The sequence below is a fragment of the Rouxiella sp. Mn2063 genome (genome assembly GCF_049319665.1).
Lineage (GTDB): Bacteria > Pseudomonadota > Gammaproteobacteria > Enterobacterales > Enterobacteriaceae > JBMOUD01.
The window spans coordinates 22,032-42,974 of the sequence record NZ_JBMOUD010000011.1; the positions used below are offsets into that span (position 1 = coordinate 22,032).

Sequence of the window (20,943 nt, forward strand, 5' to 3'; positions counted from 1 at the left end):
AGCTGATTAAATACCCTTATCTTAAGCCAACTGGTTACAGAAAATAAAACGGCGGGGAAATAAATCCCCGCCGTTCGATGTTTACTGCCAGCTTAGCATTCAGACAACTGACAACCTGAGTTATTAGGAAGAGTGCACCTAGGCAAACTATGCCCGGGCATCTCGATATTCAAGACAACGTTGCCATTAAACTCAGTTACTTCTCTTTCGGGAAGATCAGATTCAACACGATGGCGGTGATACCCCCGGCGGCGATGCCGGAAGAGAGCAGCGTTTTCAGCCAGTCCGGTGCGAATTGCAGAATCAATGGCTGCTGAGATACGCCCATGCCGACCGCCAGCGAGAGAGCCATGATCATAATCGCGCGACGATTAAGACGCTCACGAGAGACGATACGCACGCCGGATGCGGCAATGGTACCGAACATCACGATGGTTGCGCCACCAAGCACCGGCTCGGGAATATGTTGCACCAGACCTGCTACCGCTGGGAACAGCCCCAGCAAAATCAGCATCAATGCCACCACAAAACCTACGTAGCGACTGGCAACACCGGTCAACTGAATCACGCCATTGTTTTGGCCGAAGCAGGAGTTAGGGAAGGTATTGAACACCGCTGAGAGCATGGAGTTCAGGCCATTTGCCAGCACGCCGCCTTTGATGCGTTTCATATAAACCGGGCCACTCACCGGTTGTTCTGACACATCCGAGGTGGCGGTGATATCGCCGATAGTTTCCAGCGACGTGACCATAAAGATCAGCATCAGTGGGATCAGCAGGTTCCAGTCAAAACCTAAGCCGTAATATAGCGGAGTTGGCAGCGTGATTAATTTATCAGATGTTGCCGCAGTGCTAGCCGGTAACATACCCATTGCCCATGCCGTCACATAACCGACCGCCATCGCAATCACCAGTGAGGCGACCCGCAGGTACGGATTACGCTGGCGGTTGAGTAGAATAATTACCACCAACACGACCGCTGCGAGCAGCAAGTTTTTCGGTGCACCAAAGGTGTGATCGCCCATCGCCGCGTAGCCGCCACCAATGGAAGTCAGGCCAACCTGGATCAGCGATAAGCCGATAATCATCACTACAATGCCAGAAACCAGCGGCGTAATAATACGCTGGGCCAGATGCAATACGCGGGAAAGGATGATTTCCGTGCACGAGGCGACCATCAGCGTACCAAATAGCGCGGCCATCATAGTCGGTACATCAGCACCGCCGGTCTTTAACGCTGTACCGCCCATAATCAATGGGGCGACAAAGTTAAAGCTGGTACCTTGGATAGACAGCAACCCAGAGCCAATCGGACCCCAGGTCTTAATTTGCAGAATGGACGCCAATCCAGAAGCAAACAGCGACATGCTGATAATGTGCTGCGTATCTTGCGCCGGTAAGCCGAGCGCCTGGCAAATTAGCAGTGCCGGAGTGATTACCGCGACAAACATGGCTAACAGATGCTGACAAGCGGCAAAAATGGTTTGTGGCAGAGGAGGGCGATCCTCCAGACGGTAAATTAGCTCGCTGTGTTGAGCTGCATCGGTTGAACGTTCGGCGGAGGGCGTGCTCATGATTTGTCATTCCAGGAAGCGGGTGCGATAAAGCGGGCATTTTTCATGATCTCGCAGGCAAAAGCAATCGTTTGCCATGGCAAGTGACAGCAAATTTTATCGTGTGAATCTCGAGCTAAGAAAAATTAAGCGTTGGTATAACGCACGCGCTCCGGCAACCAGCGTTCAATCAACGCGCGGGCGTGCTCTGGGAAGTATTGATGTAAATGGCGGGCGACGCGCTGCACCTCTGGGATCATCGCTTGGTCACGCAGCAGATCGGCGACTTTGAACTCCGCACTGCCGGTTTGTCGGGTGCCGAGCAGCTCGCCGGGGCCGCGAATTTCCAAATCTTGTTGTGCAATAACGAAGCCATCGTTGCTATCGCGCAGCACCTGTAGACGCTTTTGTGCCGTTTTGCTCAGCGGTGTTTTATAAAGCAATACGCAATGTGATGCCACTGCGCCGCGGCCAACGCGTCCACGCAACTGGTGCAACTGCGCCAAGCCAAGCCGTTCCGGGTTCTCGATAATCATCAGGCTGGCATTAGGCACATCCACGCCAACTTCGATAACCGTTGTCGCAACCAATAGCTGAATTTCGCCGAGTTTAAACGCCTGCATCACCGCCTGTTTTTCTTGCGCTTTCATCCGGCCATGCACCAAGCCAACATTCAAATCGGGCAGCGCCAGTTTTAAGCCTTCCCAGGTGGCCTCTGCGGCCTGGGCTTCCAGCATTTCTGACTCTTCAATCAGCGTACAAACCCAGTAAGCTTGGCGATTTTCTTGCTCACAGGCGCTTTTCACGCGCTGAATGATATCGCTGCGGCGACTGTCAGGAATGGCCACTGTGGTAACCGGCGTTCTTCCCGGCGGCAGTTCATCAATTACCGAAGTATCGAGATCGGCGTAAGCGGTCATCGCCAGGGTGCGTGGAATAGGCGTGGCGGTCATGATCAACTGATGGGGATGGAAGCCTTGCTGTTTACCTTTCTCCCACAACGCCAGCCGCTGGTGGACGCCAAAGCGATGCTGTTCATCGATAATCACCAGCGCTAGCGCTGAGAATTGGATCTGTTCCTGGAAAATCGCGTGGGTGCCCACGACCATAGAAACCTGTCCGCTGGCGATGGCTTCTTGCTGAGCAAGTCGCGCTTTGCCTTTTTGTTTACCGGCCAGCCAGCCAACTTGGATCCCCAGCGGCTCAAACCATTGGCGGAAATTATTGGCGTGCTGTTCGGCTAATAACTCGGTCGGCGCCATCAACCCAACCTGTTTGCCTTGCGCAATGGCACATAAGGCGGCGAGTGCTGCCACTAGTGTTTTGCCGGAGCCGACATCACCTTGCACTAAGCGCATCATTGGGAAATTCTTTGCTAAATCCTGCTCGATATCGGCGACTACGCGCTGCTGTGCGCCGGTCGGTTTGAACGGCAAAGACGCCAAAAATTGATCCTTCAGGCGGTCGTCTTTTAGCAGCGGCAACGCTTTATAACTTTGGGTGCCAGCGCGTACTGCTAACATACTCAAGTTATGCGCCAACAACTCTTCCATAATCAGTCGTCGCTGTGCCGGGTGCTGGCCTTTTTCGAGGTCGCTTAACTGGATATCCGGCGGTGGGCGGTGCAATAGATGCAGTGCTTTCGGTAAAGGGATCAGCGAGCGGCTGAGCTCTTCTGGCAGCAGTTCGCTAATCGGCACAGTATCGAGCAATTCTAGTGCTTGGTCGGTCAATTTACGTAGCGTGGCCTGACGAATACCTTCAGTGGTCGGATAAACCGGAGTCAAGGATTCTTGCAACACCACTTCGCTGTTTTCGCCCTGAATACGGTATTCCGGGTGAATGATCTCTGCACCATGAGTGCCACGTTTAATCTCACCATATGCCGTAACGCGCCGGCCGGCGGCCAGGCTATTCTTCATCGCGGCATTAAAGTTGAAGAAACGCAGCGTGACCATACCGGTGCCATCGCTAATCTGGCAGGTCATCATCCGGCGACGGCCAAAGCTGATATCGCTACGCAGCACTTCACCCTCGATGGTGGCAAAGATACCCGGTAGCAGATCGTTGATGGCGTAAAGTTGGGTGCGGTCTTCGTAGCGCGAAGGCAGATGTAGCAGCAGGTCTTGAATGGTTTCAAGGCCAATTTTGGCAAGTTTTTCGGCTTGGCTGGCCCCGACGCCACTAAGCGAGGTAAGCGGAATGGCGTCTAACAGGCGGCCTTTCATCTAGTAACCGTCATTTGCATCGCGGCCCACCATGCATCGTCGGCCACAATATTGCCCGTGTCATCAATCAATGGGCGAGGGAGTTTTTTGCGCAGAGCGACGTTCGCCAGCACCGGATAACCACCTTCAAACAACAAACGCTGCTGCTCTTTCTCTTTCAGTAGGCTGGTCTTGCGCTGGTACATTCCGGCATTTTGACGTTGGCGCTGCGCTTCATACAAGATAAGCGCTGAGGCGACAGAAACGTTAAGCGACTGCACCATGCCAACCATGGGAATAATGATATCACTATCGGCCAGCGCCAATGCCTCAGGCGTAATACCGGTTTTTTCCTGACCGAGCAGAATACAGGTCGGGCGGGTGTAATCGATGTCGCGAAAATCTACGGCTTTCTCAGAAAGATTGGTCGCTAAAACCTGCATGCCCAGCGATTTCATTTTCGCTACGGCGTCTTGAATGGTTTTATGCGTTTTAACTTGCACCCAGCTATTACTGCCTGCGGCAAAAGAACCTTGGGTTCTCATGCGGGTGGTTGGCCAGACGGCGTGAACTTCATGCACGCCGACGGCATCGGCGGTGCGAATCACTGCCGAAACGTTATGGGGTTTGTGAACCTGCTCCATACACACCGTTAAATCGGGTTGTCTGGCCGCCAGCATTTCTTGAATGCGTGCATAACGTTCTGGAGTCATAAGGCTAGTTTCGGTTACGGGTGACTTTAATCACATCCGGCATGATACGAATTTTACGCATGATATTAGCCAGATGGACGCGATCACGAGTTGTCAGACGGATAAAGGCGCTGTACACGCGGCCGTCCTTCTCTTCGCTGCTCAAGCTTTGGATATTCGATTGTGCGGCGTTTATCGCCGCAGTCAGGTTGGCTAAGCCACCCTGATGGTTGAACATATCGACTTTGATTTCGGCGATAAATTCTTGTTCGGTTTCTTTGTCATCCCATTCCACGGCCATAAACTTCTCTGGCTCTTTCTGGTAGCCACGAATGTTACGACAGGATTCATGGTGCACCACTAATCCCTTGCCCGGACTGACGTGAGCAATAATCGGGTCGCCTGGGATTGGACGGCAGCATTTGGCAAAGGTAATCAACACGCCGTCTGCACCTTTAATTGGCAGATTACGGGCGCTTGAGCTGGCCATTGAGGATTGGTCGCCCATTAAGTTTTTGGCGACAACCAGACTCATGGCATTACCCAGACCGATTTCCGCCAACAGGTCATCAATTGCATTGAGCTTCATACGCTCAAGCTCTTTCTTGATGTTTTCTGGCGGCAGATCTGCCAGCTTGCGGCTGCTTCCCAGCGCATGATTAAGCAGGCGACGGCCCAATGAAACTGAGTCATCACGCTTAAGATTTTTCAGCATCTGGCGAATCTTGGCGCGTGCGCGCGAACTGACGACAAAGTTGAGCCATGCTGCATTTGGCCGAGCGCCCGGTGCAGTGATGATCTCAATAGTCTGTCCGCTAGACAGCGGCTGAGAAAGTGGGTGCGGCTGGCGATCAACGCGTGCGCCAACGCAGGCATGACCGATATCGGTATGCACCGCATAAGCGAAGTCAACCGGTGTTGCGCCGGCAGGCAGCTCAACAATACGGCCTTCTGGGGTGAAAACGTAAATTTCATCTGGGAACAGATCGGATTTTACGCTTTCAATAAATTCAAATGAGTTACCGGCGCTTTGTTGCAACTCGAGCAGGCTTTGCAGCCAGCGCTGAGCGCGGATCTGCGCAGTAGTACTGTTGCTCTCGCCGTTTTCTTTATAAGCCCAATGTGCCGCAACCCCCATCTCTGCCATTTGGTCCATATCCTCGGTACGGATCTGGACTTCAACCGGCACGCCGTGCGGGCCAATCAGCGAAGTATGTAGGGATTGATAGCCGTTGGCTTTAGGAATAGCGATATGATCTTTAACCCGGCCCGGACGCGGTTTGTACAGGCTATGCACCTGGCCTAATACGCGATAACAGGTATCGAGTTCTTTAACGATGACCCTAAAAGCATAGATATCCATAATCGAATGGAAACGCTGCTCTTTCAGATGCATCTTGCAGTAGATCGAATACAGATGTTTCTCACGCCCGCTGACCCGGCATTGGATGCCAGCTTCGGTTAAACGCCCTTCAATCTCAGAAAGGATTTTTTGGATCATCTCTTTGCGGTTGCCGCGCGCGGCTTTCACCACTTCTTTAATCACGCGGTAACGGTTAGGGTAGAGCGCTTCGAAGCCTAGCTCTTCGAGCTCGGTCTTCAGGTGGTGAATACCCAAGCGGTGCGCCAGAGGACTATAAATCTCTAGCGTTTCGCGAGCAATACGGCGCCGCTTGTCTGGGCGCAAAGAGCCCAAGGTGCGCATATTGTGGGTACGGTCAGCCAGTTTGATCAAAATGACGCGGATATCTTGCACCATTGCCATGATCATCTTGCGGAAGTTCTCCGCCTGGGCTTCTTTTTTGTCGCGGAATTTCAGCTTGTCGAGCTTGGATACACCTTCGACCAGTTCGGCCACGCTTTTACCAAATAACTGCTCCATGTCTTGATAAGTCGCTGGCGTGTCCTCGATGACGTCGTGCAATAGCGCGGCCATCAGAGTTTCGTGGTCCAGTCTCATTTCAGCTAAAATGCAGGCCACGGCAACAGGGTGGGTAATATAAGGCTCACCGCTGGAGCGTGTCTGACCCTCGTGCGCATCCCGCGCAACAAGGTAAGCCTGCACGAGGCGCTTAATTTGCTCCTCTGGCAGGTATTTTTGAATCAGCTGATTTAGGCTTTCAAAGATGTACAAGATTGACCCGCTGGATTAATTAACGACGGCCTTCGGCGATAGCGGTCACCGCTTGAATCTCTGCGGCTTCTTGCTCTTGTTGCTCCTGATGATCGCGAACATCAAGGATTTGGTTAGTGATCAAACCTTCCTCGATTTCACGCAGGGCAATAACGGTGTACTTGTCGTTTTCTTCAGCGACCAGTGGATCTTTACCACCAGATTGCAGCTGGCGTGCGCGACGAGCAGCCACCAACACCAAGTCAAAACGGTTACCAATTTTCTCTACAGCGTCTTGAACAGTTACGCGTGCCATATTTGTGCTACTCCACAGGGTGACGAAAGACTGGGCATAATACTGAAAGTGACTTCAGTCTGCCAATAGTTTGGTGATTAATCCGTCATGACGAAGCCGTTGACGGCTCATATGCAGACGTTCAGCGCGAATAATGGTTTTCAGATCCGATAACGCCAAATCGAAATCATCATTCACAATTAAATAATCGTATTCAGCAAAGTGGGTCATTTCCGCTACGGCCTGCGCCATGCGTTTGGCAATAACTTCTTCGCTATCCTGGCCGCGGCCACGCAGGCGACGGTCAAGCTCATCTTTTGACGGCGGCAATACAAAAATACTGCGTGCGTGCGGCATTTTTTGACGAATTTGCTGCGCGCCTTGCCAATCAATATCCAAAAACACATCAACACCCGATGCTAAAACACGCTCAATTGCTTCACGTGAGGTGCCGTAATGATTGCCGAAGACTTCTGCATGTTCCAGAAACGCATCGCGTTCAATCATCTGGCAAAACTCTTCTTTAGAAACGAAGTAGTAATGCTCACCGTGTAATTCGCCTGGGCGAACGGAGCGGGTGGTATGAGAAATAGACACCTGCGTATCGTAGAGCGGTTGAGTCTTCAAGTAAGCCTGAATCAAGCTTGATTTACCTGCTCCACTTGGGGCGGAGACAATATATAGCGTGCCTTGGACCATGATGATGTTTCAGCTGAATTGGGTTGATATGAAAAATAGAAGAGTGATCTTCGACACAGTATACACGCTCACCGCTTCTGGTGCAGCGTTCCGACACATTTCATCGTAAATTTCGACGACAAAATAGCGAAAAAGCGCTGTTTTGCGAGGCTTCTTACAAAGAACTTCTTATTCTCTGCAATGAACACGAAAACGGGGAACCCGTTTCGCAATATTATATTTGACCGATGGCGTGCCTGACCAAGCTAGGTTTTACTCGGCAGGATTAAGGAGAATCGCCATGCGCAAAGGATTTATTTTCGCTCTATTGTTGTCCCCCATTTTATTATTCTCGATGTTATCCGGCTACGCTGCGATGTGCCCCGATTGGCCAGATGAGCGAATTGCGGCGGAGGTAAAACCCCTTACGCAGCAGCTAAAACAGTGGGAGATGGCTTATCACCAGCAGGGGAAAAGTCTGGTTGATGATGAGGTTTATGACGATCTGCTGCAAAAGCAGCAGCTTTGGCTGAGTTGTATCAACAAGCCGGTCAGTGAACCCAATCCACCGCGCGGTGCTGGGCAGTCTGCTCATCCTATTGCTCACACCGGGCTAAAAAAGCTGCCGGATGAAGCGGCCGTTAAGCGCTGGATAAAAGGCAAAGAAGACTTATGGCTACAGCCTAAAATAGACGGTGTTGCCGTTAGCCTGATTTATCGTCACGGCCAGTTCAGCGCCTTGTTGAGCCGTGGCGATGGTTTATACGGGCAGGATTGGACGGCGAAAGCGAAAAATATTGCCGCCATTCCTGTGACTATCCCCAATAGGGATGCGCAGGTTGTTTTACAGGGGGAACTGTTCCTGCTGCTAGATCATCATCGTCAGCAGCGTGACGGCGGTATGAATGCACGTAGCAAAGTAGCGGGTGCCATGATGCGGCAGGCAAACACAGCGGCGCTGCCACCGCTGGGTATTTTCATCTGGTCATGGCCCGATGGACCTGACACCATGTTGCCGCGGCTTCAGCAGCTTACTGCAATGGGGTTTCCCTTTACCGAACAGTTTACCTACCCAGTAAAATCCGCTGCTGAAATCACCGCATGGCGTGACAAGATTTATCAGCGGCCTTTGCCTTTTGCCACCGATGGTATTGTGATTCGCCAAAGCCAGGAACCGCCGGGACGCTATTGGACCAATAAAACGCCGAGCTGGGCCATTGCCTGGAAGTTTCCATTGATAAGGCAACTAACAGAAGTCACCGGTGTGGAAACGACAGTGGGGCGCAGCGGTAAAATAAATGTCGTGTTGCGCCTGCAAGGGATAAAACTCGATGATAAGCGGGTGGCACGGGTCAATATCGGTTCTGTGTCTCGTTTTCGTCAGTGGGATATTGCGGTTGGCGATCGTGTGGCAATCAGCCTTGCCGGGCAGGGTATCCCTCGCTTAGATGAGGTGGTATGGCGGGTGGCGTTGCGCCCAGAACTCTCATTTCCTCATCCGCAGGATCATCATTTTTTGTCGTGCTTCTCACCCGAACCGCCGTGCCAGCAGCAGTTTCTCGCCAGGATGATTTGGCTCAGCGGTCCGCAAGGGCTAAAAATGAAAGGCTGGGGCGGGGCAACATGGCAGAAACTTATTGATGCTCAGTTAGTCAATTCACTGGTCGATTGGTTAGATCTCACCGTTGAGTCACTGACCTCCTCTGGCAACGTAACCCTAAAACAGGCGCAGAAAATGCTAGCCCAGCTGCAACTGGCAAAAGAGCGACCTTTGTATCGTTGGTTATCGGCGCTGGGTTTTCCCGCTCAGGGTGTAAAACAGGTTAATAAGATGAGCTGGCAGAGCATTGCGGGTAGCGAAGCTCAACAGTGGCGCGGCATTGAGGGCGTAGGTGCGCATGCTGCCGAGCAAATCCAAGCCTTTCTACACGATAAGCATGTTCGGGCGATAACTCAGAAACTTGTTGAACAGCAACTGCCAGCGTTTATATCACCGGCAGCTCGCCAATAATGAGATTAGTGATCGGAGTGCGGGTAGTTAAACACCGGTAAACCAAGGCGAAAACGCAGCGCGATAAGGCGGGCAATAAAACCTGCCAGCAGCGTAATAATCACCACCAGATTTTGCGGCACGCTGAGGGTTTGTAAACCGATATAGACCCAAGCGGAGGCGAAGGAGATACCTGCGTAAATCTCTTTTTGGAACACTAACGGGATTTGGTTGCACAGCATATCACGTAGTACGCCACCGAATACGCCGGTGATAACCGCGGCGATTGAGGCTATCAGCGGACCGTGCCCGGTATTGAGCGCTATTTGGGTACCTATAATTGAAAACACGACCAGCCCCAACGCATCCAGCACCAGAAACAGGCGACGCAGATGTTGCATCAGTGGCGCCAGCCAGGTTGTCACGATAGCGGCAGCGGCGACAATGACGATATATTGCGGATGTTGTACCCAGCCAAGCGGATAATGGCCCAGCAGCATATCTCGTACCGATCCTCCACCGATGGCGGTTGCAGAGGCGATAATAATCACTCCGAACATATCCATTTTTCTTCTACCAGCGGCTAATGCGCCGGTCATCGCCTCGGCGGTGATGCCGATAATATAAAGGACTTCAAGTAACATAGTATTTGCCGGGGTTAACATGGATAGAATTTTCTTAGCCTAGCGTACTGAGCTTTGTTATTTATCTCGACTGAGATTTTCTTACCGATCGCCATTCGGATTATTAAATCTAATGCTGGTGGTTTTCTAAATGCCTGGTTTTAGCTAATTCTGGCGAGGTTATCTATTTATCGCATTATAAAATCGTCTGTTATATCGCTGCTATTCTCCCCCCTGCTCTATCCTTCGAAGGTTCACCAGAAACGATTAAGCTACTTAAAGAGGTTACGATTGTGTATATTCGTTACCTCTGACGCGTTATGAACGGTATACATTCCCCCGGAGGAACCCAATGAATCCAGAACTTCCGGTGGCTTTGCCGCAGCGTGGGCCCGCTGAACACGAGCGCCGTGAACAGATTATCCGCGCAGCCTTAGACCACTTCCGCCATTACGGTTATGCCAAAACATCCGTTGCCGACCTGGCAAAAGCGATTGGCGTTTCCAGCGCCTACATCTATAAATTTTTTGAATCAAAACAGGCGATTGGTGAAGCTGTTTGCACCCACTCATTGGGACAGATTGACCGTTCATTAATGGAGATTGCCAATAGCGATCAGAGCGCCACCGCTCGCCTGCGAGAAATATTCCAATCTTTGATGGAAAAAAGCCTGGAGCTGTTTTTTGAAGAGAGGAAGCTGCACGATATTGCGGCTATTGCCAGCGCTAACCGCTGGAATTCCACCAATAATCATCGTGCCGCGTTATATAGCATTATTAAAAAAGTGATCGCTGATGGTCGCCAATTGGGCGAGTTTGAACGCAAAACACCGATCGATGAGGTGTGTATGGCGATTGCCAGCGTAATGACGCCTTTTTCCCACCCTTTGATGCTAGAGCAGAAAACCCCAGAACAACTGGCAGAGCGCGTGGTGGTGATCACCAATTTAGTTTTACGCAGCCTCGCAATTTAACTAAAAAATTATCAGTGACGGGTTTACAAAATCGTAACCCGTCACTTACTATCAGCGGCAATACTAAGAATGTCTACTCTCCTGCCAAGCGAATGATCGGTCATCATCACCGGCATTTTCACAGGATAGCGTCGAATTATAGAGGAATATCTTATGTCTCAGCGTCGTGTAGTGATTACCGGTATCGGGGCTGTCAGCCCGCTTGGTTGTGATATTGAAACTATTTGGCAACGCCTGTTAGCCGGTGAGTCAGGGATCCGCACCTTACCTGAAGAGATTGCCGCCACATTATCGGTGAAGATTGGCGGTCAGGTACCGACTCTTGAACAAGACCCTCAATCTGGCTTTGACCCAGACCTTGCCGTATTGCCGAAAGATCAGAAGAAGATGGACCGCTTTATTCAGTTCGCAATGGCCGCGGCGGATCAAGCGATTGCTCACGCTGGCTGGCAGGCAGAGAGCGCTGAGCAGCAAGAAAGAACCGCGACTGTGGTCGGTTCTGGTATTGGTGGCTTCCCGGCGATTGCTCACGCGGTACGCACCAATGATTCTCGCGGTGCTAAGCGTTTGTCTCCGTTCACTATCCCATCCTTCCTGGTCAATCTGGCGGCAGGACAGGTTTCTATCAAGCACCATTTCAAAGGCCCAATCGGCGCGCCAGTCACCGCATGTGCGGCGGGCGTTCAGGCTATCGGCGATGCGGTGCGTTTGATTCGTAACGATGAAGCAGATATCGCGCTGTGCGGCGGTGCTGAAGCGGCAATTGATACAGTGAGCCTCGGTGGTTTTGCCGCGGCGAAAGCTATGTCTACCGGTTTTAACGACCAGCCTCATACCGCTTCTCGTCCTTTCGATAGCGCACGCGATGGTTTCGTGATGGGTGAAGGCGCAGGCATGCTGATTATCGAAGAATTGGAGCATGCGCTGGCGCGTGGTGCTAAACCTTTGGCAGAGATCGTCGGCTACGGTACCAGCGGTGACGCTTACCATATGACATCCGGCGCTGAAGATGGCGAAGGTGCAGGCCGCGCGATGCGTCAGGCACTGCGTCAAGCTGGCATCCAGCCGAGCGAAGTTCAGCATCTTAATGCGCACGCTACCTCAACGCCGGTCGGTGACCTTGGCGAGATTAACGCCATTAAAAACCTGTTTGGTGCCGATGGTAAATTGGCGGTGACCTCCACTAAATCTGCAACCGGTCACCTGTTGGGTGCGGCTGGCGGTTTGGAAACCATCTTCACACTGTTGGCAATTCGCGACCAAATCGTACCGCCAACGCTGAACCTGGAAAATAAAGATCCGGCAGCTGAAGGCCTGAATATCGTGGGTAACACCGCGCAGCCTTGTGAGATCACCTACGCACTGTCTAACGGCTTCGGCTTCGGTGGCGTTAATGCCTGCGTACTGTTAAAACGCTGGGAAGGCTAATTAACTCGTTGGAAAGATTAATTTAATTTTTCCTATACCAGTTAAAGCAAAGAGAAAATGGCTCGCTTGGCGGGCCATTTTTTTATCTGCACTACGCGTCAACCGGTGGTGGAAGGCGATAGCTGGCGGGCGTGCGGCTGAGTTTTATTGGCGAAGCCACACCGGTGTAATGCTCACCAATATGAACGATCATCGCTCGATGCTTAGCATGTGGCTGCTGCAATGCCGCATCAATATTAAGTATCGGCGCACTGGGCACCCCGCCGCGTAGCAGAGTTTCGGCGATCTCTTCTCCCTGATGTGTAGCCAGCAGGAGAATCAGTTCTTTGCGCAGTGCTACACGATTCACCGTGCGTAAAGCGGTGCTGGCAAAACGCTGATCCTGCTCCAGACTGGGAGTATTTAATAGCTGGCACAGCTTGCGGAACTGTTTGTCATTTCCTACCCCGAGAAAAATAGCGATGCTCTTGGTGGGGAAAACATCATAGGGATAGATATTGGGATGCGCATTGCCTGAACGTTGTGGCACCCGGCTTGGGTCGGCAAACCAGCTAGAGGAATAAGGATGCAGTAATGACAGCCCGGTATCGAACAGGCTGATATCAATAAACTGTCCCAATCCGCTGCGAGTTCGCTCCTGTAGTGCCATTAAAATGCCGAGTGCGGCATTCATGCCGGTCACCTGATCAACTACAGGCACGCCTACGCGCAAAGGTTCGCCTCCCGGCTCACCATTAATGCTCATCACACCGGTTTGTGCCTGCAAGGCCGCGTCATAACCAACTAATCCACCTAATGGTCCATCGGCACCAAAACCACTAATGCGGCAGTGGATTAAGCTTGGGAAACGTTGTGACAGAATATCGTAGCCGAGGCCCCATTTTTCCATGGTGCCGGTTTTAAAGTTCTCGATCAGCACATCGGCGTTTTCCAGCTGTGCAAGCAGGGTGTGGCGGGCGTTATCTTGGCTGAAATCAAGACGCATGCCGCGTTTATTACGATTAAGGCCAATATAGTAAGCCGCGGTCTGTTGTTGGAATGGCGGCCCCCAGGCGCGGGTTTCATCGCCTTGTGGAGGTTCGATTTTCAGCACATCTGCGCCGTGATCGCCTAATATTTGCCCACAATAAGGTCCGCCTAATACGCGTGATAGATCAATGACCTTAATGCCGGCCAATGCACCCGTTGTTGTTATTGTCATCATCCGTCCTTTTTTGCTGGTCTTTGCTATTAACCTGCGGCTAATAGCAGGGCTTCGGTCGCGGCAGACAGGCCAAGATTTTTATCCAGCGGGTCGACGGCTAATAAGCGATGCGTGAGGATTAATTCGGCCAGATGCAGGCGAGTTGGCATATTGATTCGGCTGGCTTCCCAAGCGATAGCGGTGGCACTGACCAGATTGTAGAGGCCGCTCGCCGCCTGCCGGGTCAGATATTCCCCTTCTTTTTCAGCGGCGTGACGCGCCAGTGCAAACACTCGCTGTTGCACGGTGATGAACTGATTACGCAGGCTATCGCTCATGGTAGTTTGCGTCATGAGTCCATCAAGATAGGTTTGTAGTGCGTCGAGAGAGTGTTCGCGGATGATTGCCCGGCGTACGTCCAACGCCACGATATTGCTGGTTCCTTCCCAAATGGATCCGAGCATTGATTCACGAACCCGGCGTGCATCATCCCACTCCTCGATGTAACCACATCCTCCTCTGACTTCCATGGCATCGGCGGTCACGGTGCGGGCATCGCGGCATGCGCGGAATTTGATCAACGGCGTCAGTATGCGCAGTAGCGAATAGGCATTGGCATCGCCTTTATCCGAGCGTTTTAGCACTTCTGCGGTCTGGAAGATCATGCTGCGCGCCTGTTCACTGGGCAGCAGAATTTTCAGCAGCTGGCGGCGCATGAGCGGCAATTCAATGAGCGTTTTACCAAACGCCTGACGATGACGAGCAATATAAAAGGCCTCGCTGACGGCACGGCGCATTAGACCTGCGGCGCGCACCCCGTTGGACAGGCGGGAGTTATTGACCATATCTGCCATTTGCGCAAAGCCCCGGCCGGGTTCGCCCATTAACCAGGCCGTCGCTCCTTCCAGGTGTATTTCGCCGCTGGCCATTGCACGGGTACCGAGTTTGTCTTTCAGGCGGATGATCCGATAGGCGTTCGGCGTGCCGTCCGGCAATATTCGCGGCATGAAAAATAGCGATACGCCTTTGATACCTTCTATTGCGCCCTCAATACGGGCCAACAGCATCACGGCACCGGCATCTGGATTAGAGCAGAACCACTTGTCGCCGTAGATTTTGTAGGTTTCTCCTGTGGGGATCGCCAGCGTGGTGGTCGCACCAATATCAGAACCTGCGCCCTGCTCAGTCATAAACATTGCGCCTTGCATGCGCCGATCGGGTTCTACCGAGGTCAACTGCGGTAAGTAGCTTTCTATCAGTTCTGAGGGGGCATATTTCTTTAGCGTACGACTCAGCGAATCGGTCATCGAAACTGGGCACATCAGGCTAAATTCAGCCTGGGTAAATAGATAAGTCAGCAGGTATTTCACCATCGGTGGAAGTTGGCCTTTCCATCCCAACACATCCTGGCGATGGGAGATGGCTGCTAAAGCAAAATCACTGAACGCGTGGTTTTCCATCTCGATATAGGCGGGATGTTTCAAGATGCGCTCCTCATCTTTGCCGGTACGAGTACGAACCTGTAGCTGCGGTGGGTTTTTATCAGCAAGGGAAGCGAGCTCGTTTAATCTGCCGCCGACCAATGTGCCGAGCCTTCTCAGGTAAGGACGCAGATGGTTGAGTAGCTCATCGGGAAGATAAGCGCTTAGCAGAGATTCAAGCACGGGATCGGTGAGATAGAGATTAGCCCCAGCCTGATCGGGCATGTTGTCTGGCTGATGAGTAGAAATATCCATAGCAATCCTCTGGTGTCTCTATGTTGTTTTTTTGTTGTGGGTGCGTTCATTTTTTGTTCGACATGGCCGCGCTGTCTAATACCCTTTGCCTATTGGCCGATAGCAGAAACAATGCGGCATTATTTTTAGCTAATGAATTGAGGCCGTTACCTTGCTGGTCGATGCGTGCTTTTTCGCCAGAGACCGGTTTTTCTGTGGCGTAACAGGGATTTTTTATCGTGGTTGATTGCTAAAGTTTCTGTGGGCTGCTGATAGCAGCAACGGGCCGCGAAAGGATTGAAGTACAATGGATATGCGTCATTTACGTTACTTTTTAGCCTTGGCTGATGAACTGCATTTTGGGCGCGCGGCTAACCGGCTGGCGATATCGCAACCACCTCTGAGCGTTAGCATTCGCCAGCTCGAGGCCTCGCTGGGCGTGCAGTTGTTTGAACGGCATTCGCAGGGTATTAAGCTGACGGCGGCCGGAGAAGCGTTAGTCCCTGCGGCGCAAGGGATGATTGAGCGCATGCAAATGATCGTTAAGCATATCCGTGACGTGGAAAGAGGCGTTATCGGGCATTTGCGTATTGGTTTTGTCGGGGCGCTGGTGCTTCAGGGGTTATCCACGCTAGTGGACAGATTTCAGCGTCAGCGGGCGCAACTGCAATTACAGTTGCTAGAACGTAATACTCGTGACCAATTGGCTGAGTTGACGCATGGCAATTTGGATGTGGGGTTTGTACATAGCGCACGTCTGCCGGATGGTATCTCCTCTTTGCTGTTTTCTAGCGATCCGTTTGTGGTTTGTCTGCCGTCGCAGCATCATTTGGCTGAACGGGCACGATTGAGTCTGCATGAGTTGCAAGCCGACAACGTGATTGTCTTTTCTCGCGAGCTCTCCCCTGATTACTACGACCATATTCAGGCCGTCTGTTTTGAGGCGGGTATCTACCCAGATGTACATTATGAATCGAGGCATTGGTTAAGTGTGGTCGCGCTGGTGGCACAAGGATTAGGCGTGGCGTTGGTGCCTGCGAGCTTGGGTAATGCGCCGCTAAATGGCGTGAAATTCGCGCCGCTGGCAGGGGTTATCATGACATCTCAAACCTATTGTGTGTGGCGTGAAGGCGATAACCGCCCGCTATTATCCGCTTTTTTGGACAGCGTGCGTCAGGATATCGCTGCACGAGGCTAACGACTGCCGCTGGCGGAGCGCTGCGCGACTAAGGTTTTTAGCTGGGCAACAATATGGCTGCCAATTGGGATGGCCGATGTTGCGGCGGGAGAGGGAGCGTTACACACGTGGAAGGTGCGTGGGGTCGTGACAAACAGGAAATCGTCTATTAGTTTTCCTTCTGTGGACACCGCCTGCGCACGGACGCCGGCGGGGTAATATTGCAGGTCTTCCAGGGTAAGTGATGGGCAATATTTTTGTACCAACTTCAGGTAGCCACGCTTTGACCACGAGTTTTTCATCTCCTGCCAACCGGTATTCCAGTTTTGTCGCAGCACCTGTCGAATACCGTGGTTGCTAAACATTTCCAGCGTATCTCGTAAGGAAATGTCTTGTTTTCGGTATCCCTCGCGCTTAAATGCCAGCACCGCATTCGGCCCAATCGTCACACCGCCATCGATGGTTTTGGTCAGATGTACACCGAGAAAGGGCACAGAAGGGTCAGGGATCGGATAAATGAGATGATTAACAATCGCGTTGTTTTTAGCCGTTAGCCGAAAATACTCGCCCCTAAAAGGGCAAATGGTAAAGCCGGGCTTTATCCCTAGCAGTTTAACGATACGATCGGCCATCAACCCGGCGCAAGCCACTATAAAGCGTCCGCAATATTCAGCGTGCTTGGTACCCACCGTGACGCAATTTGCTTCTTCATGCAGCGCCATCACTTCGTTGTGATAGACAATTTTACCGCCAGCCTGCACAAAGCTTTCTGCCATGGCGGCAGCCACTTTTTTATAATCAACGATGCCGCTCCTGGGAAAAAATATACCACCTAACCCGACGATATTAGGTTCACGCTGGCGTAATGCTTCGCCATTAAGCCATTCACGCTGCAGGCCATTGGCCGCCGTTCGTTCCCACAAGGCTTGCATGCGCGTCATTTCAATCTCAGAAGTGGCGACCAACATTTTCCCACAGGTTTGATAGGCGATATTTTTTTGCTGGCAAAAGGCCTTGGTCGCGAGGTTTCCTTGTAGACAAAAGCGCGCTTTCAGGCTGCCGGGAGTGTAGTAAACCCCGGCGTGGATTACGCCGCTATTGTGGCCGGTTTGGTGCTGCGCAGGCCCGGATTCTTTTTCTAACAACACAATTTGGGCAGCAGGATAAGCCTCGATTAATTGCATTGCGGTTGATAAACCGACAATCCCACCGCCAATAATCACAAAATCATACATAAGGGGCATTGCTCCTATCCTCAGCATCTTTATGTTTATCTGGGATAAAATAAGGAAGATAAAGAAGGTGTTACTGTCCCATTTGGTATTGCGTGGAGGTGAAGCTGAAATAACCTCGCTGGCGCATCAGCTCCCGACGCAGTTCTGGATGCGGGGTAAAGCTGTCGCGCCCGTGCAGCCAGAACAGATTGTTAATCAGCAGCAAACTGCCAACCGGTACGGCTAACGAGAGCTTATGCGGGCTGTTTTCCAAGGAATCTGACATTTCGCTCAGCCACACGCCCTCGGCAAAATCTTTTGGCTGCACGAACTGGTCGATATAACGCATGGTCGGACGACCTTGATGATCAACGTCGAATACCGGATGGAAGACGTCGTTGCGGGTATTTTTACTCGGTGGTGATGACCAACGCATGGGGAGCCGGGCCAGAGGATGGCGGAAATAGGTATCGAGTTCTGCCCAGTCATCAAGATGCAGCAGCAGAGAGTTCCCTCCCTGCATATTTTGCTCATCTATTTTCATCATCAGTACATAGTCGGTGATTTCATCTACATAAGTGCCATCGTTATGTAGCTCGAGAACGCGGTGCGGCTGCCTTAAGTAGCTGTCTGATTCGTCGACATTTTTCACCACAAATCGTGCGTAATATTGCCCGCTCATGGCATCAAAGTTAGATCGGCCAACCAGGTGTGCCACTGCCGTTGCCAACTTCACCATGTCTTCCGCTTGGGCAACGTTATCGATGCCTTCGGCGCTGATAACCAGCGCGCCTTTCGCGCGTGATAACAAGGTTTCCAGCAGTAGTGGTTGGAGTTGGTTGTGGCAAAGGTCATCGAGTATTTTGGCGACCCGAAAACGCAGGAACGATTTATATTCCAATGCCTGTATCGGCCAATCGCTTAGTTGGTTTAAGAACTCTTTGACGGTGTTAGCGTGAAATTTTAGCTGCAATATTCGTGGTGAAATGGCGGAGTATTCTAAAGTAAAGCCTTGGGCGGGTTTGGTTTTTTTTGCATCATTCGAGTTAACTGTAGTGAGTGTATTCATGGTGAACTCCCTTTAAAAAATGAGTTACGGCTCCTGTTCATGAAACACAACGGCTACTGACGTCGTCGCCAAACCAAACTATGGCGACATTTTGTACAAGTAAATAAGAAGCAGGCTAATTATTGCATTTTTGTTAACTGGATTACATTTTGGTATTTGCAATGCATTAACCGCTTTTTATGGTGCGACAGATTATTTACAGCAGACAGCTCATCTCCATACAACGCAGGCTTGCCCCTGCCATTTTGGAGTAATGAAGGCTCTCTTTGATGAGGGTAAAGCCGTGCTTTTTATAAAAATCACAAGCGTTTGGCGTGGCTGATAGCGTTAGCAACGTGAAGTTACGGCGCTTAGCCTCGGATTTAATTGCCTGCAATATTAATGTGGCAAGCCCTTTGCCGGTAAATTCTGGCAGGGTAAATATGGCTTCTACACTGCCTTGCGTTAGGTCGAGAAACCCTGTTGCAACTGGGGAGCCACTTTGCGGGTCATCAATCACAAAAAAGGGATTATTGGCGATAGCTCGTCGGTGTCCTTCCGGCATCACTTCTGGCGTCCAGGCAATCAGCGTCTTTTCATCATAGCTATTTTTGCAGCCGTGCCTGATGGCTTGATTTCTTATCACCCACAATCTTTCTGCTTCATCCGGTGAGGCGAGTCTGACACTCATGGTTTCTCCTTCCTTTGGTATTACGCAGTCGCATTTAGGCCACTGTACTACACTTGATCGCGAGTTCTGAAAAGAACGATGCAGTATGTTGGCTGAATCTAAGAACATTAAAAATGTTTTTCGCAGACGCTACCCACGAGGTTGGAATCGGTGCTGCGTGATAAATTTACTCAATATAGCTTTTTGATTTAAATAGACTTTCAGGGGATTGTTATGAAGGTAGAGGGTATTTCTAAGGGATTTTTTATCCTGATTCTTTTTGCTGTCTCGTTTGCGTTTTTTGATGTGTTACAGCCCTATTACTCTGCCGTGTTATGGGCTGCCATCCTGGCTATCATTTTTCATCCGATGAAATCTAAATTAAGGAAGTGGTTAGGCGACAAAAACGGTATTGCTTCGTTACTGACGCTTGCCGTGATCTGCCTCATCGTCTTTACGCCGCTGGCCACAATCGCCTCTTCACTCGCGATTGAGTTCAATGTGATTTACAACAAATTGCAGCACAACAATACGCAATTGCCGGCTATTCTCGCGCAAACTATGCAGCATTTGCCGCAATGGGCGCAGAGCTATCTGACGGAACATCATCTGGATAATGCGGCTGATATTCAGCAAAAACTCTCGGAAGTTGCGCTGCGCGGTAGCCAATATCTGGCGGGCAGCGTGTTCTTGATCGGTAAAGGGACGTTCAGCTTTGTCGTTGGCTTCGGCATCATGTTGTATCTGCTGTTTTTCCTGCTCAAAGATGGTCCCTATCTGGTGTCGTTAATCCTTGAAGCGCTGCCGCTATCAACACATATCAAGCACCATCTGTTTGTGAAATTCGCGGCGGTATCAAGGGCGACGGTAAAGGGAACGGTGGTGGTTGCTGTCGTGCAAGGCGCACTAGGTGGGCTGGCGTTCTACATCACCGGGATAGATGGCGTGCTGTTGTGGGGCGCACTGATGGCCTTCCTGTCGCTAATACCGGCGGTGGGGTCGGCGATTATCTGGGTGCCTGCTGCCATCTATTTCTTTGCCTCAAGCATGTTATGGCAGGGGATATTCCTGGTGGTCTTCTTCGTGGTCGTGATTGGGCTGGTTGATAATATCTTGCGACCACTATTGGTGGGGAAAGACACCAAGATGCCAGATTATCTGATCCTGATCGCCACATTAGGCGGCATGGAAGTTTATGGCATTAATGGCTTTGTGATTGGCCCATTAATTGCGGCGCTTTTCATTGCCTGCTGGAATATCGTTTCTGGTCGAGATAACCAGGAAAATATCGAAGAAATTGATCAGAGTTTTATCGAAGAGGGTAAAAACGCTTCCGAGCAATAAGTGCCCCCTTATCAGCCCTCGATATAACGAGGGCTGATCCT

The 20,943-nt window shown here is 51.3% G+C and carries 17 protein-coding genes; 5 read left to right on the forward strand and 12 right to left on the reverse strand.

Annotated elements, in window-relative coordinates:
- Positions 1–196 precede the first annotated feature (196 nt).
- The 6 genes from ACL9RG_RS15925 to gmk all read right to left on the reverse strand — a co-directional run bounded on the left by ACL9RG_RS15925 (position 197) and on the right by gmk (position 7,558).
- Complete coding sequence (locus tag ACL9RG_RS15925) at positions 197–1,573, reverse strand: nucleobase:cation symporter-2 family protein (RefSeq protein WP_422793608.1); 1,377 nt, start codon at positions 1,571–1,573, stop codon at positions 197–199.
- Between the two features lie 125 nt (positions 1,574–1,698).
- A complete protein-coding gene (gene recG / locus ACL9RG_RS15930) occupies positions 1,699–3,780 on the reverse strand; it encodes an ATP-dependent DNA helicase RecG (protein WP_422793609.1) in 2,082 nt (693 codons plus the stop codon).
- Complete coding sequence (gene trmH, locus ACL9RG_RS15935; RefSeq protein WP_422793610.1) at positions 3,777–4,472, reverse strand: tRNA (guanosine(18)-2'-O)-methyltransferase TrmH; 696 nt, start codon at positions 4,470–4,472, stop codon at positions 3,777–3,779. Before trmH ends, recG begins: the two co-directional genes overlap by 4 nt.
- Before the next feature lie 4 nt (positions 4,473–4,476).
- Positions 4,477–6,585, reverse strand: coding sequence for a bifunctional GTP diphosphokinase/guanosine-3',5'-bis pyrophosphate 3'-pyrophosphohydrolase (spoT, locus tag ACL9RG_RS15940; protein ID WP_422793611.1), 2,109 nt, complete (start codon positions 6,583–6,585; stop codon positions 4,477–4,479).
- Between the two features lie 19 nt (positions 6,586–6,604).
- Positions 6,605–6,880, reverse strand: coding sequence for a DNA-directed RNA polymerase subunit omega (gene rpoZ / locus ACL9RG_RS15945; protein WP_422793612.1), 276 nt, complete (start codon positions 6,878–6,880; stop codon positions 6,605–6,607).
- A gap of 54 nt (positions 6,881–6,934) precedes the next feature.
- The gene (gmk, locus tag ACL9RG_RS15950; RefSeq protein ID WP_422793613.1) at positions 6,935–7,558 is read right to left on the reverse strand and encodes a guanylate kinase; all 624 of its coding nucleotides are present in this window, start codon (positions 7,556–7,558) and stop codon (positions 6,935–6,937) included.
- Positions 7,559–7,838: 280 nt separating this feature from the next.
- Here gmk and ligB point away from each other — a divergent pair, with 280 nt between their 5' ends.
- On the forward strand, positions 7,839–9,548 hold the full coding sequence (gene ligB, locus ACL9RG_RS15955; protein WP_422793614.1) for an NAD-dependent DNA ligase LigB: 1,710 nt from the start codon (positions 7,839–7,841) through the stop codon (positions 9,546–9,548).
- A gap of 5 nt (positions 9,549–9,553) precedes the next feature.
- On the opposite strand, the gene ACL9RG_RS15960 is transcribed toward ligB, so the two are convergent.
- A complete protein-coding gene (locus tag ACL9RG_RS15960) occupies positions 9,554–10,171 on the reverse strand; it encodes a trimeric intracellular cation channel family protein (RefSeq protein ID WP_422793615.1) in 618 nt (205 codons plus the stop codon).
- 331 nt (positions 10,172–10,502) lie between these two features.
- Here ACL9RG_RS15960 and ACL9RG_RS15965 point away from each other — a divergent pair, with 331 nt between their 5' ends.
- Positions 10,503–11,123, forward strand: a complete 621-nt coding sequence (locus ACL9RG_RS15965) for a TetR/AcrR family transcriptional regulator (RefSeq protein ID WP_422793616.1) — start codon at positions 10,503–10,505, stop codon at positions 11,121–11,123.
- A gap of 153 nt (positions 11,124–11,276) precedes the next feature.
- Positions 11,277–12,551 carry a beta-ketoacyl-ACP synthase II gene (gene fabF, locus ACL9RG_RS15970; protein WP_422793617.1) on the forward strand — a complete coding sequence of 425 codons (1,275 nt, stop codon included), beginning with the start codon at positions 11,277–11,279 and terminating at the stop codon, positions 12,549–12,551.
- A gap of 91 nt (positions 12,552–12,642) precedes the next feature.
- On the opposite strand, the gene ACL9RG_RS15975 is transcribed toward fabF, so the two are convergent.
- Both ACL9RG_RS15975 and ACL9RG_RS15980 read right to left on the reverse strand, forming a co-directional pair.
- Positions 12,643–13,755 carry a CaiB/BaiF CoA transferase family protein gene (locus ACL9RG_RS15975; protein WP_422793618.1) on the reverse strand — a complete coding sequence of 371 codons (1,113 nt, stop codon included), beginning with the start codon at positions 13,753–13,755 and terminating at the stop codon, positions 12,643–12,645.
- A 26-nt stretch (positions 13,756–13,781) separates the two neighbouring features.
- Entirely contained in the window at positions 13,782–15,470 is a 1,689-nt protein-coding gene (locus ACL9RG_RS15980; protein WP_422793619.1) for an acyl-CoA dehydrogenase family protein, read from the reverse strand.
- Positions 15,471–15,756: 286 nt separating this feature from the next.
- Here ACL9RG_RS15980 and ACL9RG_RS15985 point away from each other — a divergent pair, with 286 nt between their 5' ends.
- Positions 15,757–16,647 carry a LysR family transcriptional regulator gene (locus tag ACL9RG_RS15985; RefSeq protein ID WP_422793620.1) on the forward strand — a complete coding sequence of 297 codons (891 nt, stop codon included), beginning with the start codon at positions 15,757–15,759 and terminating at the stop codon, positions 16,645–16,647.
- Here ACL9RG_RS15985 and lhgO read toward each other — a convergent pair.
- The 3 genes from lhgO to ACL9RG_RS16000 form a co-directional block, all read right to left on the reverse strand.
- The gene (gene lhgO, locus ACL9RG_RS15990) at positions 16,644–17,861 is read right to left on the reverse strand and encodes an L-2-hydroxyglutarate oxidase (RefSeq protein WP_422793709.1); all 1,218 of its coding nucleotides are present in this window, start codon (positions 17,859–17,861) and stop codon (positions 16,644–16,646) included. The two genes, ACL9RG_RS15985 and lhgO, sit on opposite strands and share 4 nt — an antisense overlap.
- Before the next feature lie 70 nt (positions 17,862–17,931).
- Positions 17,932–18,909 (reverse strand): glutarate dioxygenase GlaH, encoded by a 978-nt coding sequence (gene glaH, locus ACL9RG_RS15995; RefSeq protein ID WP_422793621.1) that lies wholly within the window; start codon positions 18,907–18,909, stop codon positions 17,932–17,934.
- Between the two features lie 196 nt (positions 18,910–19,105).
- Positions 19,106–19,579 carry a GNAT family N-acetyltransferase gene (locus ACL9RG_RS16000; protein ID WP_422793622.1) on the reverse strand — a complete coding sequence of 158 codons (474 nt, stop codon included), beginning with the start codon at positions 19,577–19,579 and terminating at the stop codon, positions 19,106–19,108.
- Between the two features lie 213 nt (positions 19,580–19,792).
- Here ACL9RG_RS16000 and ACL9RG_RS16005 point away from each other — a divergent pair, with 213 nt between their 5' ends.
- Complete coding sequence (locus tag ACL9RG_RS16005) at positions 19,793–20,902, forward strand: AI-2E family transporter (protein ID WP_422793623.1); 1,110 nt, start codon at positions 19,793–19,795, stop codon at positions 20,900–20,902.
- Positions 20,903–20,943: the final 41 nt, after the last annotated feature.

Excerpts from the sequence above, each read along its gene's own strand:
- ACL9RG_RS15925 (WP_422793608.1), bottom strand. The coding sequence starts at position 1,573 with ATGAGCACGCCCTCCGCCGAACGTTCAACCGATGCAGCTCAACACAGC.
- recG (WP_422793609.1), bottom strand. The coding sequence starts at position 3,780 with ATGAAAGGCCGCCTGTTAGACGCCATTCCGCTTACCTCGCTTAGTGGC.
- trmH (WP_422793610.1), bottom strand. The coding sequence starts at position 4,472 with ATGACTCCAGAACGTTATGCACGCATTCAAGAAATGCTGGCGGCCAGA.
- rpoZ (WP_422793612.1), bottom strand. The coding sequence starts at position 6,880 with ATGGCACGCGTAACTGTTCAAGACGCTGTAGAGAAAATTGGTAACCGT.
- gmk (WP_422793613.1), bottom strand. The coding sequence starts at position 7,558 with ATGGTCCAAGGCACGCTATATATTGTCTCCGCCCCAAGTGGAGCAGGT.
- ligB (WP_422793614.1), top strand. The coding sequence starts at position 7,839 with ATGCGCAAAGGATTTATTTTCGCTCTATTGTTGTCCCCCATTTTATTA.
- ACL9RG_RS15960 (WP_422793615.1), bottom strand. The coding sequence starts at position 10,171 with ATGTTACTTGAAGTCCTTTATATTATCGGCATCACCGCCGAGGCGATG.
- ACL9RG_RS15965 (WP_422793616.1), top strand. The coding sequence starts at position 10,503 with ATGAATCCAGAACTTCCGGTGGCTTTGCCGCAGCGTGGGCCCGCTGAA.
- fabF (WP_422793617.1), top strand. The coding sequence starts at position 11,277 with ATGTCTCAGCGTCGTGTAGTGATTACCGGTATCGGGGCTGTCAGCCCG.
- ACL9RG_RS15975 (WP_422793618.1), bottom strand. The coding sequence starts at position 13,755 with ATGATGACAATAACAACAACGGGTGCATTGGCCGGCATTAAGGTCATT.
- ACL9RG_RS15980 (WP_422793619.1), bottom strand. The coding sequence starts at position 15,470 with ATGGATATTTCTACTCATCAGCCAGACAACATGCCCGATCAGGCTGGG.
- ACL9RG_RS15985 (WP_422793620.1), top strand. The coding sequence starts at position 15,757 with ATGGATATGCGTCATTTACGTTACTTTTTAGCCTTGGCTGATGAACTG.
- lhgO (WP_422793709.1), bottom strand. The coding sequence starts at position 17,861 with ATGTATGATTTTGTGATTATTGGCGGTGGGATTGTCGGTTTATCAACC.
- glaH (WP_422793621.1), bottom strand. The coding sequence starts at position 18,909 with ATGAATACACTCACTACAGTTAACTCGAATGATGCAAAAAAAACCAAA.
- ACL9RG_RS16000 (WP_422793622.1), bottom strand. The coding sequence starts at position 19,579 with ATGAGTGTCAGACTCGCCTCACCGGATGAAGCAGAAAGATTGTGGGTG.
- ACL9RG_RS16005 (WP_422793623.1), top strand. The coding sequence starts at position 19,793 with ATGAAGGTAGAGGGTATTTCTAAGGGATTTTTTATCCTGATTCTTTTT.